Origin of the sequence: Paenibacillus glucanolyticus, assembly GCF_037333485.1 — a bacterium.
Classification (GTDB): Bacteria; Bacillota; Bacilli; order Paenibacillales; family Paenibacillaceae; genus Paenibacillus_AQ; species Paenibacillus_AQ glucanolyticus.
In genome coordinates this window covers 5172568-5188081 of record NZ_CP147845.1, presented here as the reverse complement: position 1 = coordinate 5188081, position 15514 = coordinate 5172568, and the positions used below count along the sequence as shown (strand labels likewise).

Genomic DNA, 15514 nt, shown 5'->3' with positions numbered 1-15514 from the left:
TGAGGAAGCCGTTCGAGGCATGCAGTGGTTGTGTCATCGGGCTGACGACATTTAGTAATAATCCTGCGACGAATTCTCTTCGTCGGCAACGGCCTGTATTTCCTCTGACCCGATGCTGATGAAGCGGTAGCCGTCTGCGGCCTGTTTCTTTAATGCGCGCTCTTTAATGAACTTGGGGCTGGCTTCGCCGTTATCTTCGTCGTACACGAGCAGAATGCCATCGGTTTTACGGAGGAGGAGATCGTCTCTGGCCGTAAATTGCCAAGGTCCCTGATAGCTGTTCTTGCTGACAGGCGCATAGAAGTCCACCCCCTTCATCACTTCCTGGAAGTAGGCCTTCTTGTCGTCGTTCCACTGCTCCTCGGGATTCTGATAGGCCGTCAGAATGGAGCATCTAAGCTGAGGATATTCGGCTTTTAGTTCAATGGCAGCCTCAATGGCCCACAGGTCTACGCCATATTGACCAGGGGTGATGACCCACTGTAATCCCTCCTCGAGCAGTGGAATCAAGCGGCTGGCAATCGCTTTGCGGATATAGGGGATGCCCTGGTGTTTGTTATTGTAAATACCGAGCTCATGAGCCCGATAGCCGGTAACCAAAATGTTTTCCATCGAGCACGCTCCTTGATGAGAATAGGTTTAGTGTAACTTTTTCGAATATTTTGATCAACACATGTTACATATTGTATAAATTTGGGTAAGTACACGGGAATACATATTTTAGGAGGATAATCGATTGAAAAAATGGACAGCCGTATTACTTGGAGCAATTTTGATGATGAGCATTGCCGCATGCGGCAATGACAGCAAAGCCGGGGATGATGCCGCAGCACCGCCAACTACCGGACAAGAGACTACGACCCCGGCCGAAACGCCGCCGGTTGCAGAAGAACCGCAGGAGGAAGCCGCCCCGACGGCAGAAGAGCTTCTTCAGAAATCAGCGGAAGCTTCTCAGAACTTGAAGAGTTTTGCCATGAAGGCCGATATAAAACAGCACATTGTTATTGAGGGTGCCGAGAAGCAGGAGCAGAATGTCGATATGTCACTCGATTCGGAAATTACGCTGGAGCCGATGGAGATGATGCAGAACATCGCGATGGATTCCCCGGATGGCAAGGTCGAGATGAAGCAGTATATTACGGAAGACGGCATATACATGCATATGGACGGACAATGGATGCAGGTTCCGGCGGAGTCCGAGAAGGAAATCCGGGACAGCCTGGACATGGCGAATGCAAGTCCGGAGCAGCAGTTGGAGCAGTTTAAGGCGATAGCCAAGGATTTTACAGTGACGGAAGAAGGGGACGTATATGTCCTGACGGCTGATGTATCCGGGGATAACCTGAAGGAACTTGCCAAGACGATGATGAATCAAGCAGGCAACGATCCGCAGATGGAAGCGATGATGGATCAGATGGATATCAAGAGCATCAGCATTGTATATGGCGTACAGAAGGAGACGTATCTGCCGGCGACGACCGATATGGACATGGTCATGGAGATGGCAGCAGAGGGCGATAAGGTAACGCTTGACATGAAAATGAAGAGCGCATACTCCAAGCATGATGAGATCAGCAAGATCGAGGTTCCCAAGGAAGCCTTAAACGCCACATAATGTCGCTAACGGCTATTGAACAAGCGGAATATGAGATGATCATTTCTTCTTCATGAAAAAAGCTGCTCCGGTATTGCAGATGTTCTGCAGAACCGTGGCAGCCTTTTTTCATGAGGAGCCCCCCGTATGAATGGATGGAGGGGGTTATGGCGAATCGACCTCAACGATGACACTGCCGAACAATTGACCGTTAATGGAGGCCATAATTCTCCACTGCCCTGCCGAAGGCAGCGACATGGTGGTGGGTATGGCAGCATCGGCACCATTATGTTTTCCGGGTCTCAAGGTCGTCTCAAAAACATCGATGATCTTGCTTGTATTTCTTTTTACTGCCGTAATGAACAGGTCCCCTGTCAATTCTTCGCTGCGTCCCCAGAAGTGCCACATGTATTTATTCGGCTGACCTGCGATAAACCCCGGATTGATAAAGCCCAGGCGCCCTTCCACGCCGGTCATGTCGTACACGCCGGATTTGAAGCTTGGACTTGGTTCCCAGCTGCTGTCAGGCACATGAATCACGATATCGCCGTATGGTTCATCATCCACCATTACATTGAATTTCCATAAACCGGAGAGCGGCATGCCAAAGCGGGAAGACACCCGGGTAAAGTCATTGTAAGCCATATCGGAAGTAATCTCCGTTTCGGCAAGCTCTTCGAGCGTTGTTCCTGTATCCCGGTGAACGGCCGATATGCGGATATGTTTACCCTCAAGCTCTTGTATCGGGGCCAACAAATTCCACCAGGCACCGGCTGGAGCGCCTGCGGCAAAATCTCCGCCCGGAATCGCCTGAAGTTTATCTACCCCGTTCTCGGCATATACGTTGTGTGGAGTCCATTCAGGCGAACCCCCTAAACCTTTGATCGGGACAAGCTGTTGAAGGGCAGGAGATTCGCGCCACCCCCAAACCGCAGCGATCAGAAGCAGGGTAAGAACACTTGCTGCCATGAAACGCGAACGGGCAGGGGACCTCCGCATGGTTCGGTTTTTCATTAATGAGCTGCTGCCAGCGCTGTTTAACACACGGGATTTCATGCTGCTGGTGAACATCGGCTCGTTAAAGGGAGAGGAACCGAGTTCCTGCATCCAGTCCGGCTGCTGTTCTTGTTCAGTTTTCATTGGACATCCTCCCCTTTCAACATCTTTTCCATTCGGGTGCGAGCCCGGTGTAGTCTGGATTTGATTGTGCCTTCGGAAATTCCGAGCAGTTCGGCCATCTCTTTTCGCGGCAGCCGGTAGTGGGATTCGAGAATGAGCACCTCCCGGTATTTCGGAGGCAGCTCCATGACGAATTTCCATATCTGCGAGACTGCGGCAGCGTCCATGAATTCTTTTTCCGCGGAAGGTCCGGTTTGCTTGGAGGTTATCGAGCCGGTTAAGGACACCCTGGTCATATAAGAAGACTTGAGATAATTCAAGGATAGGTTGCGGGTGATGGTCAGGAGCCAGGTCTTCACAGAGCTTCTGCCCTGAAAATCATTCCAATGCTGAAAGGCCTTCAGGAACACGTCCTGACTGATATCATCTGCCGCTTCTCTCTGTTTCGTCAGGAAGAATGCATAGTTCCACACGTCCTGGCCGAAGGATTCCATCAAGCCGTTTAGCACAGAGCCCGGATCGTTCACGGCTACCATTTGTTTCAGGTACTCCAATAGCATCACCTCATTTTATTAGACAATGGAAAAACCTCTCGGTTCCCGAATTTCATTGGGGAAATTGAAACAATTTAACAGATGAATCGTTTAAATGGGTAACAGATGTGCATGGCGTGCAGGAATTAAGGAAGGAGACAGGCGTATGAGTATATATTTTAAGGATAACTTTTTTAACGCAGGTAGAACAGATATGATGGACAGGGACGGCAGCATCATCGGGAGTTTGGATTTGAAGAGTGCTTTCGGCTCCTCCCTGGATGTGTATAATGCTTCAGGAGATCATGTATGCAGCGGGTCATTTCGTTTCTTCTCTAACAAATGGAACATTGCTGACGGGCACGGGGAAGAGCTGGGCATGCTGCGTATGCGGATGAGTTTTTTTACGAAGAAATTTGAATATGACGCGGGACCGCGCGGTGTCTATGAGATCACGTCACCGGCCTACTCGAACGAATATGAAATTGCGGATACCGCTGGGAGAGGAATAGCCCGGTTTTCCCGTATTAGCGGATGGCTTCAGCCTGGTGCGTTCGAGCTGCAGAATGACAGCGAAACTCTGGGGGACTGGGAACTTGCTGCCCTGGTCATGGGCATTCACCAAATACGCAAGCGCAACAACCATGCCGCCTCAAGCTCCCATTAAAGGTCGTCATCGTCCGCAGCGTATCGGCTAGAGGTAACGATAGGAGGAGTCATAATGAACGAAGTCAGCGACCATCTGGACTATGGATTAACCCTGGTGTTTATCGGTTTTAACCCCAGCCTGCGATCAGGTGAAGTTGGGCATCACTATGCAAACCCGCGCAACAATTTTTGGAGGATTCTGCATAAGTCCGGCTTGACCCCGCGTTTATATGAAGCGTCAGAGGATGGGGAACTGCTGAAATTAGGATACGGGTTTACGAATATTGTGGCCAGACCCACAAGAGGCGCTGAGGATATTACCCGAGAAGAGTACAGGCTCGGAAGAGAGACGCTGCGGGAGAAGCTGGCGGAATACAGACCGGAGGTGGCCTGCTTTGTCGGCAAAGGGGTATATACTGAATTCAGCGGCAGCTCACGGGTGGATTGGGGACTCCAGCCAAACTCGGTTGTCGACGGCATTCATGAGTTCGTGGCCCCTTCCTCCAGCGGACTTGTGAGAATGCCCATGGATGAGATTATCGGGATTTACCGGCAATTGAATGATTACATATCCAAGGAGGAGTTCTAGCACAATTTGTCCGTGAGGTCATGTATTGGGAAAAAAAGAGGAAGGCCTAGAAGCTCCGGTGGAACCGGGCCTTGGCCTTCCTCTTTCCTAATGTTTGTTGTTATGGACGCTTCAGCAGGGCTGGATCGATTCGCGGTACAAGCCCTTCATCCGCCGCGCGATTCAACAGGGCCGAAATCGCTGCATAACCGTCTTCGCCAAGCTCTGCCGTAAATGGATTTACGTACAGATCAATGTGGGCATCGGCTACGTCGGGGTCCATTTCCTGTGCATGCTGAAGGACATAGGCTCTGGATTCCTCAGGATGTTCCCAGGCGTATTCCACCGAGGAGCGAATCCAGTTCGAGATCCTTGCCAGGTCCAGGGATCTGCGCGCTACAATGGCTCCCAGCGGAATCGGCAGATTCGTATCGGACTCCCACCAGCTGCCCAGATCCGTCATCAGCTTCAATCCGTAAGATGGATAGGTAAAGCGTGCCTCGTGGATAACAAGCCCGGCATCGACAGCCCCATCCCGCACGGCAGGCATAATCTGATCAAACGGCATGACCACGATTTCGCCGAGGCCACCCGGAATTTGCTGTGCCGCCCACAGACGGAACAACAGATACGCTGTGGAGCGTTCGCTTGGAACGGCTACCCGGCGGCCCGAGAGCGCAGCAGGACTGGCGGGGGTTCCTCCATCTGACAGCTTGTCCGCAGTCAGAACGAGCGGGCCGCAGCCGCGCCCGAGTGCTCCGCCGCACGGCAGCAGGGCATACTCGTCCAACACCCAGGGCAGCGCGGCATAGGATATTTTCAGAATATCTTGCTCTCGATCTTCAGCAGCCCAGTGGTTGGTCATATCGATATCCGCATAGGATATGTCAAGCTCGGGCGCACCGGGGATCAAGCCGTGTGCCAGGGCGTGGAATACAAATGTGTCGTTGGGACATGGGGAAAAGGCGATTTTCATCGTAACACCTCCGGTAGTAATGAGCTTGCGGTTTCAAGCGCCTGCAGCGCTTCTTTGATCTTCCATGCGCTGCGGTCCCGCGGACCGACCATGTTGGAGATGGAACGGATTTCGAGCACGGGGACGCCGGCGGCAGCGGCGGCCGTGGCGACGCCGAATCCTTCCATAGCCTCAGCGGCGGCGTTTGGCACCCGGTTGACCAGTCGTTCGGCCGAAGCCGCTGTTCCTGTGGTCGTGGAAACCGTGAGCACAGGACCGAGGGTTACGGCGGCACCGGCCCGATTCAGGGCACCCGCAAGCTTGCGGGCGGACGCTGTATCCACTTGAATGCGGTCCGTACCGAAGCCGAGCTCCTGGACACTGCTGAAGCCGTCCTCGGTTTCGGATCCGAGATCTGCTGCAATGATGGCATCCGCAATGACAATGGAGCTGACTTCAGCCTGGCCGGCAAATCCGCCGGCAATACCTGCGCTGATGACAACATCATAAGAGACCTGTATGAGCTGGCGGGCAGTCGCCGCAGCAGTGGCAGCGGGACCGACTCCTCCTGCAATAACATCAAATCCGCTTGCATGGCCCAGACCGCGCAGCACGGCATCTTTCTCGGCATCCACCGCCGTGACAATCAAGACACGCTGCGCAGGCGAATGTGGCGAGTTATACGTTTCGGCTGTCCTAAGAGCCGCCGAGTTTGATTGGGAATGATCCTGCATGGTTTATAATCTCCTTCTTGGCAGTAACGCTAAACTTCTTATCCCTTACGTTATAACGTTCTTGCGGCTGTGTAAAGTCTTCCGTCCAGGTTGAGTCTGGACTTTATGCAAGGACAGCTTTTACAATATGAAGTGTAATCAGCGTTAACTTACATACATCATGACTAAATTCGGAGGTTGGATAGCTTTGCGGAAGAAGGGTGCGAATGGACAAGAAAGCCGGGCAAGACTATTGATTGTTGCTGCCAGTGAATTTGCGAGGTCAGGATACCATCAGACGAAAATTAGCAGCATCGTTTCCCGGGCAGGATTGACGCAGCCGTCATTCTATTTGTATTTTGAGAGCAAAGAGGCCATTTTTAAGGAGCTGGTTGAGAAATTTCGAACGAATCTTAAGACGCTGATCGAGGGCAGCAGAGTGGAAGGTGGGATTGATGAGGATGACGTGTCCAGCCGTCTGCTGGGCGTGCTAAGGGAGTTATTTGCGTTTCTTGCCAAAGACCCGGATCTGACGCAGATCGGTTTTTTTATCGGGGATGACTCGGCTATCGTCAAAGCTGAGATGGCAGCGATGCTGGAGCAATATCTGAAGGATGAGCAGCGGGATGGTCTCTTGGACCGTGAATGCGATATGCGCATCGTCGCGGAAAGCTTGGTGGGTGTCATCGAGAGGCTAACCGCTCAGCAGCTTCTGACAGAGAAACGGACTTCAGAGGATCTTGCGTGTCACGTGGTGAATCTATTCATGCACGGAATTCGAAAGGATCCGGTTAAGGGGTTTTCATAAGGATATTGAAGCATTCCAGGCTGATAAGAGATGCTTGCAATGATAAAAAATAGGCTGTCAAAGGTAGGGATACCTGTGGACAGTCTGTTTTTTTGTGGCTGCTACTTGTTTTTCTGATGGGGGGTTTGATCTTGTTCAAACAATTGCAGTATATTCTTAATACATTATGTAACCGATTGCAGTTGGAATTGACATTACCTGGGATGGGGAATCGGGGGCGTTTTTTATGAAGAAAATGATGCTGGTGTACGCTGCTCTTATTTTGGCTTTTCTGACATACGTGTTTATGTACCGATTGGAGGATCGGCGCACTTCGGCATGGGAGGAGGGAGGGCTGCACGGCAGCATAGGCGAGAATTATGTCATGGTGACCTTTCAATCGGGCATGGAGTATTGGAAAAACATTCTGAAGGGCTTCGAGGACGGAGGGGACGCTCTCGGCGTGTCTGTGGATTACCGCGGCTCTACGCAATATGACGTGGAGGAGCAGATCACTGTACTGGAACAGGTCATCGCCAAGCGGCCTGCCGGCATTGCCTTGTCAGCCATTGATTCCAAGGCGCTTACGTCTACAATCAATAAGGCAGTGGATGCCGGTATTCCGGTCGTGCTGTTTGACGCGGACGCGCCTGACAGCAACGCATATTCTTTTTTGGCGACTAACAATTACGAGGCTGGTGTTGCAGCTGCGGATAAAATGGCTCAGTTGTTAGGCCGTGAAGGAGAGGTCGGGATCATCACTCAGCCCGGACAGCAGAATCATGATGACCGCTCGGAGGGTTTCCGGGAAACTTTGACCCAGAGATATCCGGCCATGACGGTAGCGGAGGTCAAGGAAGGGAAGGGCGATACGCTCGTAGCCAAAGGAGCCGCCGCCGACATGCTGGACAAGCACCCTAATCTCAAGGGCATCTTCGTGACGGAGGCCAGCGGCGGGATGGGGGTAGCGGATGCCGTGATTGGCGCGGATAAAACCGGAGAGGTCGCCATCATCGGATTCGATACAAATAAAGGGACACTCGACCGGATCTCCGATGGTACCATTGCGGCAACGATTGCACAGGGAACGTGGAATATGGGGTATTGGTCCCTGCAGTATTTGTTTCATCTGCACCACGGACTAACCGTGCCGGCTCCGACCCTCGGCAATGATGTCTCTCCGCTTCCCACCCGGGTGGATACCGGGATTTCGATTGTGACCCGAGAGAATGTGAATGATTATTATGCGAAATAGAAATGAAATGGAGTCCTGGCGAGAAGGCTTGCTGCGCTGGCTGCGATTTGGAGACCTGCCGCTGAGATACAAGCTGGTCATCCTGTTTCTCATGATTGGTATTCTGCCATCGATTGCACTGGGCGTGCTGGTCAATTGGACAGTCAACCGTATCGTGGACCAACAAGTCACCTCCAATACCATTCAATTGATCGGGAAAGTCAATCAAACTCTGGACAATGATATGGAAAATCTTCAGAATATCACTTATTTGATCGGGTTTGACCAGCGGATCGAGCGGTTCCTGAATGGTGATATTCAAGGGGACCGACCGGCAGCTGAAGCCGGAGGCGGAAGCAGAGCCCTTTCTCAGCCCTCTCAGGTGAAGCAGGACAACGAGGAGAACTACGAAATCAAGCGCTATCTCCAAGGCTACACAACGCTGTATCCGGAAATCGCGTCCATCCTTCTGGTTAATCGCGAAGGAGAGTATATCAGCAACGAGATGTACGCCCGCAGCCCGGGGAGTTTAACCGGGGAAGCCTGGTATCGGGAGGCCGTTTTGAACGAGGGAATTTTTACGGTGCTCGGACATCCGGTCGACCGCAAGGTGACCACCCATGTTCATTATGGCGACGAAGAGCTGGTGTCGGTTGTGCGTTCGTTTGTGGACCCGGATACAAGGGAAGTGACCGGAGCGGTATTGATCGACTTGAAGCTGCGGGCCGTGGCGAGAGCGGTGCGGGATGTCACGCTTGGCAAAAGCGGATATTTGATGGTCACGGAAGCGGGCGGCTCAAGCATCTACACACCGGAGGATTCATTAATTCCGGCCATTCCGCCTTCATGGCTCCCGGATAAGGAAGGCGGCGCGGTGATTCGTGAGGTAAATGGAGAACGGCTGCAATTGATTTACGGCACGTCTTCTTTTACCGGTTGGCGGACAATCGGCGTATTCCCGACCAGCGAATCGGTGTATGAGGTCCGGGAAATCCGATTTTACATGATTTGTTTCTTGTTTGTGGTGTGTCTCTTTGGCGTCGCCGCATCCTATACACTCTCCCAGTCGATATCAAGACCGATCTGGCAGCTGATGTCGTTCATGCAAAAAGCGGAATCCGGGGACCTGACGATCCGTTACTGGGGAAATCGACAGGATGAGGTAGGTATGCTGGGGCGAAGTTTTAACCGGATGCTGCAGCAAATCCGCAAACTGATGAAGCTGAGCGAGCTGCGCGAACAGCAGAAGCGGGAAGCTGAGCTTCGCAGCCTTCAGGCCCACATTAGGCCGCATTTTCTGTACAATACGCTGGATACCATTCATTGGATGGCCCGCAAGAAAGGGGCGGACGATGTATCCGATCTGGTGGAATCCTTGTCAAGGCTGTTTCGGATCGGTCTCAGCAAAGGGGATGACATCATTCCCATGCCCGACGAATGGATGCATATCAGCAGTTACCTGCAAATCCAGAAAACGCGTTACCGGGACAGGCTGCAGGTGGAGATGTATGTGTCTCCTGAGGCCGAGAAGCTGTACGTCCTGAAGCTGCTGCTGCAGCCGATGGTGGAAAATGCGATATACCACGGGATAAAAGCCCGCCGAGGACCGGGACGCATCGGCATCAAAGCGGAGGTGAGCGAAGATGTTCTATTCCTATCCATTCAGGATGACGGGGCAGGCATGGCACCGGAGCGGCTTGCGGAGCTCCGCAAACAGCTTGCTGATCCCGTAGCGGCCATGGAGGGACATTCAGAGCAAGGGACTGGCCGAAGTCGCAGTTACGGCATGCTGAATGTTCAGGCTCGCCTCAGGCTGACGTTTGGCCACAAGTATGGAATCACATTGGAGAGCACAGAAGGCAAGGGGACGAGGGTGATCATTGCGCATCCGCTGCTGCATACCCTTCCCTCTTCATCTGGGCATGATGGGAGCGACAGTTTATGAATAAGGCATACCAGGTACTGATTGCTGACGATGAACCGATTATCCGAGAGGGAATCCGGGATGCTGTGGATTGGGCGTCACTGGGCATGGAGGTGGCAGCCGAGGCGGAGGACGGCGAGGAAGCGCTGGAGCTGGCGCTTGGCCGGCCTATTGATATCATGCTGGTTGACATGAATATGCCGTTTATGGACGGCATTGCCCTCATGAGGCGAATGAAGAAGGAGCGTCCCGAATGCCGGTTCGTCATTATTACCGGTCATGATGAATTCGCGTATGCACAGGAAGCGATCCGGCTCGGGGTGAAGGACTACATATTGAAGCCCGTGAATGCACAGCATCTGGTCCAGGTGCTGGGAAGCGTGCGGGACGAGCTGGACGATCGGCAGATTCAGGAGGATTATCTGAAGAAGGCATCCGAGCAGATCGAGAAGAACATACCGCTGCTGCGGGAGCGTTTTCTCCTCGAGTGGATTCACGGCCTGCTGGATGAGGAGGAGGCGCCGGGGCAGCTTGATTTTCTCGGTTTGCCGCCCTGCCGCCCCTCCCAGGTCGGCATCGCACGATGGCCGGAGCTGAATACGCCGCAGCCCTTGATGAAGGAAAGCGACCGGCAGCTCTACTTGTTTGCGATGGAGAATATTATATCCGAGCTGCTTCACCCTGCCCCTCACATTCTGTTCCGCGATCATGCCGGATGGATCGGAATCTGTATATGGGGAGAACCCGCGCTTGAACTGGCTGCCGATGCAGAGCAAACGATTCAGAAGTACTTGAAGCTGACGGTAAATGTTCACATGGAACCCGTGCAGGAAGGAGCTGAATCGATTGCGGCTGCCTATGAGGCGTGCCGGGAAGGGGTATTCCGGGAGGCTCAGCTCTCTCCGCTGGTGCGGCGAGCAAGGCAGCTGATCCAGGAACAATACGCCGTGCGGGAGCTGACCCTGGAGTCTTTTGCCCATACTCTGCAGGTTTCCCCGGTTTATTTAAGCCGTACTCTAAAAAAAGAGCTGGGAACGTCGTTTGTGGCTTTTATTACCCAGACACGCATTCGAAAAGCCATCCAGCTGCTGAATTCCACCGATCTGAGCATTCACGACATTGCCGAGCAGGTCGGGTATGACAGCCAGCACTATTTCAGTACGGCATTTAAGAAGGTGATGGGCGTTTCGCCTAACGGCTACCGCAAGGGAGCGGCGTTTCAGGAGCAGTGAGCTGACGCTGCAGTCTTGAAGCAGTATGTGTAGAGGCCGACTCCGGCAGGATCAGGGTTCACGAAGGACGACCAATCAGGGTCGTCTTTTTTTTGTTTGCCTGGCCCATGATCCGTCTTATCGTCTGACAACGTAGGTAGGTAGGGTGGATTTGCACAGCTTCACAGACAAGCGGCCGGGACGAATTCATGTTATCAGCAACAAAAGTATGAAATTTATAAAAAAGGTTGTTTTCGTGGAAAGACCGCTTCATTGAGGAAGTGTATCCTTTTTAGTACAGAGAGGCTTTGGAAAGTCGGATTTGTAAGCGCTCTCGATTCAACTTTTCGGAAAGGGGAACACACCGATGAAGAGAGGAATGTTAGGGGGGCTTATCGTGGCGCTGCTGCTGGCCCTGACGGCCTGCAACCTCGCCGAAAGTCAAACCGGGGACGCTCAGAAGGGATATGTCGGTCTTGCCATGCCAACCAAATCCTCCGAGCGCTGGGTGGCTGACGGGAAGAATATGGAGCGGATTTTTCAGGAAAAAGGATATAAAACCGATCTTCAATTTGCCGAAGACGTCATTGAAAATCAGATTTCGCAAATCGAGAACATGATTACTAAAGGGGTCGACGTTATTGTGATTGCTTCCATTGATGGCAATACGCTGACCGACGTCATTAAGAAGGCCCATGATCAGGGAATCAAGGTCATTGCATATGACCGGCTGATCCGCAACACCGAGCATTTGAGTTATTATGCCACCTTTGACAATTTTCAGGTCGGGGTTCAGCAAGCTTCCTACATTGAGAAAAAGCTTGGCTTGAAGGAAGGGAAGGGGCCGTTCAATATTGAGCTGTTCGGCGGATCGCCGGACGATAACAATGCTTACTTCTTCTATGACGGGGCGATGTCCGTCCTGAAGCCCTACATGGACTCAGGTAAGCTTGTGGTGCGGAGCAAGCAGACAACGATGGCCCAGATTGCTACGCTGCGCTGGGACGGTGCGCTGGCCCAATCGCGGATGGATAACCTGATCAGTGCCAACTATTCCAGCGAAAATCTGGATGCGGTGCTGTCACCCTATGACGGGATCAGCATCGGTATTATCTCTTCACTCAAAGGCGTAGGTTATGGAACAACGGGCAAGCCGCTGCCGGTCATTACGGGCCAGGATGCGGAGCTGGCCTCCATCAAGTCGATTGTAGCCGGTGAACAGACGCAGACTGTGTTCAAGGATACCCGGCAGCTTGCTGAGCAGGCGGTCAAGATGGCGGAGAGTGTGCTGAAGGGACAAGAGGCTGAGGTCAACGATACCGAATCGTACGACAACGGTATTAAGGTCGTTCCGGCTTATCTCCTGCCGCCTGTATCCGTGGATGCTTCCAACGTGGAGAAAGAGGTTGTGGAGACGGGATATTACTCGAAGGAAGAAATCGGATTGAAATAGTATCGGGGTCGCTATGAAGAAACAAAACGATGGGAAGGTGAAGCCTTATGTCAGAGTACATTCTTGAAATGCGAAACATTACGAAAGCGTTTCCCGGTGTGAAGGCGCTGGACAATGTGAACTTGAAGGTGCGCGAGGGCGAGATCCACTCCTTGTGCGGGGAGAATGGAGCAGGCAAATCGACCCTGATGAAGGTGCTGAGCGGCGTATACCCGCACGGCACGTATGAGGGCGACATTCTGTTCCAAGGCACGGTGTGTGAATTCAAGGACATCAAGCAAAGCGAGGAACTGGGCATTGTCATCATCCATCAGGAGCTTGCATTGATTCCTTATTTGTCGATTGCCGAGAATATATATCTGGGCAACGAACGGGCCGAGAAGGGGATCATGAACTGGAACGAGACCATGACGGGAGCCAGGGAACTGCTGGATATGGTGGGGCTCAGTGAGAATCCGAATACGCAGGTTGGCAGCATCGGCGTCGGCAAGCAGCAGCTGGTCGAAATTGCGAAGGCCTTATCCAAGAAGGTGAAGCTGCTTATTCTTGACGAGCCGACAGCGGCGCTCAATGAGGACGATAGCGAGAATCTGCTGGAGCTGATGCTGGAGTTCAAGAGGCAGGGGATTTCCTGCATCCTCATCTCCCATAAATTGAACGAAGTATCGAAGGTCTCGGACTCTGTCACCATTCTGCGCGATGGTCAAACCATCGAAACGCTGAATATGAAGGGTGGCGAGGTGGACGAGGACCGGATTATCCGCGGGATGGTCGGCCGGGATTTGACGAACCGTTATCCGGAGCGGACTCCGAAGATCGGGGAAATTATCCTGGAGATTAAGGACTGGACGGTGTATCACGAGCTGCAACCAGGCCGAAAAGTAATTGACAACGTAAGTTTGAATATCCGCCGGGGGGAAGTCGTGGGCATTGCCGGGCTGATGGGCTCCGGCCGGACCGAGCTTGCGATGAGTATTTTCGGCAGAGCTTACGGCAGGAATATTACCGGGACACTTCAGAAAGACGGCAAGGATATCCGAAATCACTCCATTACCGAGGCGATAGAGAACGGCTTTGCTTACGTGACGGAGGACCGTAAAGAATACGGCCTGATCCTGATGGACGATATCAAGCGCAACATCTCGCTTACCGGATTGCCCAAGCTGGCCAGGAACATGGTCATAGATGATCGGGAAGAAATACTTGTGGCGGAGGACATGCGGAAGAAACTCAAGATTAAAACGCCGAACATTCTGCAGAAGACGGGGAACCTCAGCGGGGGTAACCAGCAGAAGGTGGTCTTGAGCAAATGGATCTATTCCGAGCCGGATATTCTTATTCTGGATGAGCCAACCCGCGGGATTGACGTCGGGGCGAAATACGAGATTTATGCAATCATCAACCAGCTTGCGAATGAAGGCAAGGGCGTGCTTGTCATTTCCTCGGAGCTGCCCGAAATTTTGGGGATCTGCGACCGGATCTATGTCATGAGCGCGGGACGGATGACCGGAGAAGTCAGCAGAGAGCAGGCTTCACAGGAAACCTTGATGAGATACATGACCAAGAATGGAGGGGCATAAGCATGGAGACACTCAAGAAAATGTTTAAAAACAACATCCGTCAATACGGGATGATCATCGCCCTTGTTGTCATTATGATATTTTTTCAGATGATAACGGGAGGGCTACTGCTGGAGCCGATTAACATCACGAATCTGATTCTCCAGAACAGCTACATCCTCGTACTGGCCATTGGTATGGTGCTTGTCATCATTACGGGTCATATTGATTTGTCGGTTGGTTCGGTAGCCGCCTTCGTCGGAGCTGTTGCAGCGATCATGATGGTCGATATGCAGCTGCATCCGGTCATTGCCGTGCTCGTATCCTTGATTGTCGGCGGCCTGATCGGGGCTTGGCAGGGATTCTGGGTGGCTTATGTGAGGATACCGGCGTTTATCGTAACCCTGGCGGGCATGCTTTTGTTCCGCGGACTGACGATGATTGTACTGGAGGGCCAATCCATTGCGCCGTTTCCGGGAGGCTTCCAGAAGCTGAGCTCCGGCTTTATTCCGGATTTCGGCAACACAGGTACCAATCTAGTCGCGATTCTGGCGGGCATCATCTTTACGGTTATTTTCCTGATTAATGAGCTGCGGGAGCGAAAATCGCATAAAAAATACAACTTCGAGGTACTGCCAAGCGGCTTGTTTCTCCTGAAGCTGGTGCTCATCGCAGCGGTAATTAATGCCTTTACGTATATGCTGGCAAGTTACGCCGGTTTGCCCAATATTCTGATTCTGCTGCTGGTGCTCATTATCATCTATTCCTTCGTGATGAACAAAACCGTGATGGGCCGTCACATTTATGCGCTTGGTGGCAATGAGAAGGCAGCGGCCCTGTCCGGGGTGAAGACCAAGAAGGTCACGTTCTGGGTATTCGTCAACATGGGCGTGATGGCAGCGATTTCCGGTTTGATTTTTGCTGCTCGCTTGAATGCTGCGACACCGAGAGCGGGCACGAACTTTGAGCTGGATGCTATCGCAGCGAGTTTCATCGGCGGAGCCTCCGCTACCGGCGGGATCGGGACGGTCTTCGGCGCGATCATCGGAGGACTCGTTATGGGCGTACTTAATAACGGGATGTCGCTCGTAGGCCTCGGTATCGACTGGCAGCAAGGCATCAAGGGTTTGGTTCTCCTCGCGGCAGTAGCCTTCGATATCTATAACAAAAAGAAGAGCAGTGCCGCTTAATTTAAATGATGGCATCAGATCGTAAA

General features: G+C 52.5%; 15 protein-coding genes. 10 read left to right on the top strand and 5 right to left on the bottom strand.

The window, feature by feature from the left end; all coding sequences use genetic code 11:
* Window positions 1–51 precede the first annotated feature (51 nt).
* Window positions 52–612, bottom strand: a complete 561-nt coding sequence (locus WDY75_RS24400; RefSeq protein ID WP_036641224.1) for a DUF1273 domain-containing protein — start codon at window positions 610–612, stop codon at window positions 52–54.
* Window positions 613–736: 124 nt separating this feature from the next.
* Here WDY75_RS24400 and WDY75_RS24395 point away from each other — a divergent pair, with 124 nt between their 5' ends.
* A complete protein-coding gene (locus WDY75_RS24395; protein ID WP_063478809.1) occupies window positions 737–1615 on the top strand; it encodes a DUF6612 family protein in 879 nt (292 codons plus the stop codon).
* 144 nt (window positions 1616–1759) lie between these two features.
* Here WDY75_RS24395 and WDY75_RS24390 read toward each other — a convergent pair whose 3' ends face one another.
* Window positions 1760–2734: a DUF4871 domain-containing protein gene (locus tag WDY75_RS24390; protein WP_063478810.1), complete on the bottom strand. Its 975-nt coding sequence runs from the start codon at window positions 2732–2734 to the stop codon at window positions 1760–1762.
* Complete coding sequence (locus WDY75_RS24385; protein ID WP_063479760.1) at window positions 2731–3249, bottom strand: RNA polymerase sigma factor; 519 nt, start codon at window positions 3247–3249, stop codon at window positions 2731–2733. The genes WDY75_RS24390 and WDY75_RS24385 overlap by 4 nt, the downstream gene beginning before the upstream one ends.
* A gap of 163 nt (window positions 3250–3412) precedes the next feature.
* Here WDY75_RS24385 and WDY75_RS24380 point away from each other — a divergent pair, with 163 nt between their 5' ends.
* Together WDY75_RS24380 and WDY75_RS24375 are read left to right on the top strand one after the other, a co-directional pair.
* A complete protein-coding gene (locus tag WDY75_RS24380; protein WP_006208653.1) occupies window positions 3413–3913 on the top strand; it encodes a hypothetical protein in 501 nt (166 codons plus the stop codon).
* Window positions 3914–3967: 54 nt separating this feature from the next.
* Window positions 3968–4483: a mismatch-specific DNA-glycosylase gene (locus WDY75_RS24375; RefSeq protein WP_063478811.1), complete on the top strand. Its 516-nt coding sequence runs from the start codon at window positions 3968–3970 to the stop codon at window positions 4481–4483.
* Window positions 4484–4583: 100 nt separating this feature from the next.
* On the opposite strand, the gene WDY75_RS24370 is transcribed toward WDY75_RS24375, so the two are convergent.
* On the bottom strand, window positions 4584–5438 hold the full coding sequence (locus WDY75_RS24370) for a 1,4-dihydroxy-6-naphthoate synthase (protein WP_063478812.1): 855 nt from the start codon (window positions 5436–5438) through the stop codon (window positions 4584–4586).
* The gene (locus WDY75_RS24365; RefSeq protein WP_006208656.1) at window positions 5435–6151 is read right to left on the bottom strand and encodes a futalosine hydrolase; all 717 of its coding nucleotides are present in this window, start codon (window positions 6149–6151) and stop codon (window positions 5435–5437) included. Before WDY75_RS24365 ends, WDY75_RS24370 begins: the two co-directional genes overlap by 4 nt.
* Before the next feature lie 187 nt (window positions 6152–6338).
* Between WDY75_RS24365 and WDY75_RS24360 the strand changes: the two genes are divergently transcribed.
* The 7 genes from WDY75_RS24360 (at window position 6339) to mmsB (ending at window position 15488) form a co-directional block, all read left to right on the top strand.
* Window positions 6339–6938, top strand: a complete 600-nt coding sequence (locus WDY75_RS24360) for a TetR/AcrR family transcriptional regulator (protein WP_063478813.1) — start codon at window positions 6339–6341, stop codon at window positions 6936–6938.
* Between the two features lie 226 nt (window positions 6939–7164).
* Window positions 7165–8172, top strand: coding sequence for a substrate-binding domain-containing protein (locus tag WDY75_RS24355; protein WP_006208659.1), 1008 nt, complete (start codon window positions 7165–7167; stop codon window positions 8170–8172).
* Window positions 8153–10096 carry a sensor histidine kinase gene (locus tag WDY75_RS24350; RefSeq protein WP_197477100.1) on the top strand — a complete coding sequence of 648 codons (1944 nt, stop codon included), beginning with the start codon at window positions 8153–8155 and terminating at the stop codon, window positions 10094–10096. The genes WDY75_RS24355 and WDY75_RS24350 overlap by 20 nt, the downstream gene beginning before the upstream one ends.
* The gene (locus tag WDY75_RS24345) at window positions 10093–11307 is read left to right on the top strand and encodes a response regulator (protein WP_036641232.1); all 1215 of its coding nucleotides are present in this window, start codon (window positions 10093–10095) and stop codon (window positions 11305–11307) included. Before WDY75_RS24350 ends, WDY75_RS24345 begins: the two co-directional genes overlap by 4 nt.
* Before the next feature lie 346 nt (window positions 11308–11653).
* Complete coding sequence (chvE, locus tag WDY75_RS24340; RefSeq protein ID WP_006208662.1) at window positions 11654–12739, top strand: multiple monosaccharide ABC transporter substrate-binding protein; 1086 nt, start codon at window positions 11654–11656, stop codon at window positions 12737–12739.
* A gap of 47 nt (window positions 12740–12786) precedes the next feature.
* Window positions 12787–14319 (top strand): multiple monosaccharide ABC transporter ATP-binding protein, encoded by a 1533-nt coding sequence (gene mmsA / locus WDY75_RS24335; RefSeq protein ID WP_063478814.1) that lies wholly within the window; start codon window positions 12787–12789, stop codon window positions 14317–14319.
* 2 nt (window positions 14320–14321) lie between these two features.
* On the top strand, window positions 14322–15488 hold the full coding sequence (gene mmsB / locus WDY75_RS24330) for a multiple monosaccharide ABC transporter permease (protein WP_036641275.1): 1167 nt from the start codon (window positions 14322–14324) through the stop codon (window positions 15486–15488).
* The last annotated feature ends 26 nt before the right edge of the window (window positions 15489–15514 follow it).

Coding starts and splice junctions, on each gene's coding strand:
- WDY75_RS24400 (WP_036641224.1), bottom strand. CDS start 612: ATGGAAAACATTTTGGTTACCGGCTATCGGGCTCATGAGCTCGGTATT.
- WDY75_RS24390 (WP_063478810.1), bottom strand. CDS start 2,734: ATGAAAACTGAACAAGAACAGCAGCCGGACTGGATGCAGGAACTCGGT.
- WDY75_RS24385 (WP_063479760.1), bottom strand. CDS start 3,249: ATGGTAGCCGTGAACGATCCGGGCTCTGTGCTAAACGGCTTGATGGAA.
- WDY75_RS24380 (WP_006208653.1), top strand. CDS start 3,413: ATGAGTATATATTTTAAGGATAACTTTTTTAACGCAGGTAGAACAGAT.
- WDY75_RS24375 (WP_063478811.1), top strand. CDS start 3,968: ATGAACGAAGTCAGCGACCATCTGGACTATGGATTAACCCTGGTGTTT.
- WDY75_RS24370 (WP_063478812.1), bottom strand. CDS start 5,438: ATGAAAATCGCCTTTTCCCCATGTCCCAACGACACATTTGTATTCCAC.
- WDY75_RS24365 (WP_006208656.1), bottom strand. CDS start 6,151: ATGCAGGATCATTCCCAATCAAACTCGGCGGCTCTTAGGACAGCCGAA.
- WDY75_RS24355 (WP_006208659.1), top strand. CDS start 7,165: ATGAAGAAAATGATGCTGGTGTACGCTGCTCTTATTTTGGCTTTTCTG.
- WDY75_RS24350 (WP_197477100.1), top strand. CDS start 8,153: ATGATTATTATGCGAAATAGAAATGAAATGGAGTCCTGGCGAGAAGGC.
- WDY75_RS24345 (WP_036641232.1), top strand. CDS start 10,093: ATGAATAAGGCATACCAGGTACTGATTGCTGACGATGAACCGATTATC.
- chvE (WP_006208662.1), top strand. CDS start 11,654: ATGAAGAGAGGAATGTTAGGGGGGCTTATCGTGGCGCTGCTGCTGGCC.
- mmsA (WP_063478814.1), top strand. CDS start 12,787: ATGTCAGAGTACATTCTTGAAATGCGAAACATTACGAAAGCGTTTCCC.
- mmsB (WP_036641275.1), top strand. CDS start 14,322: ATGGAGACACTCAAGAAAATGTTTAAAAACAACATCCGTCAATACGGG.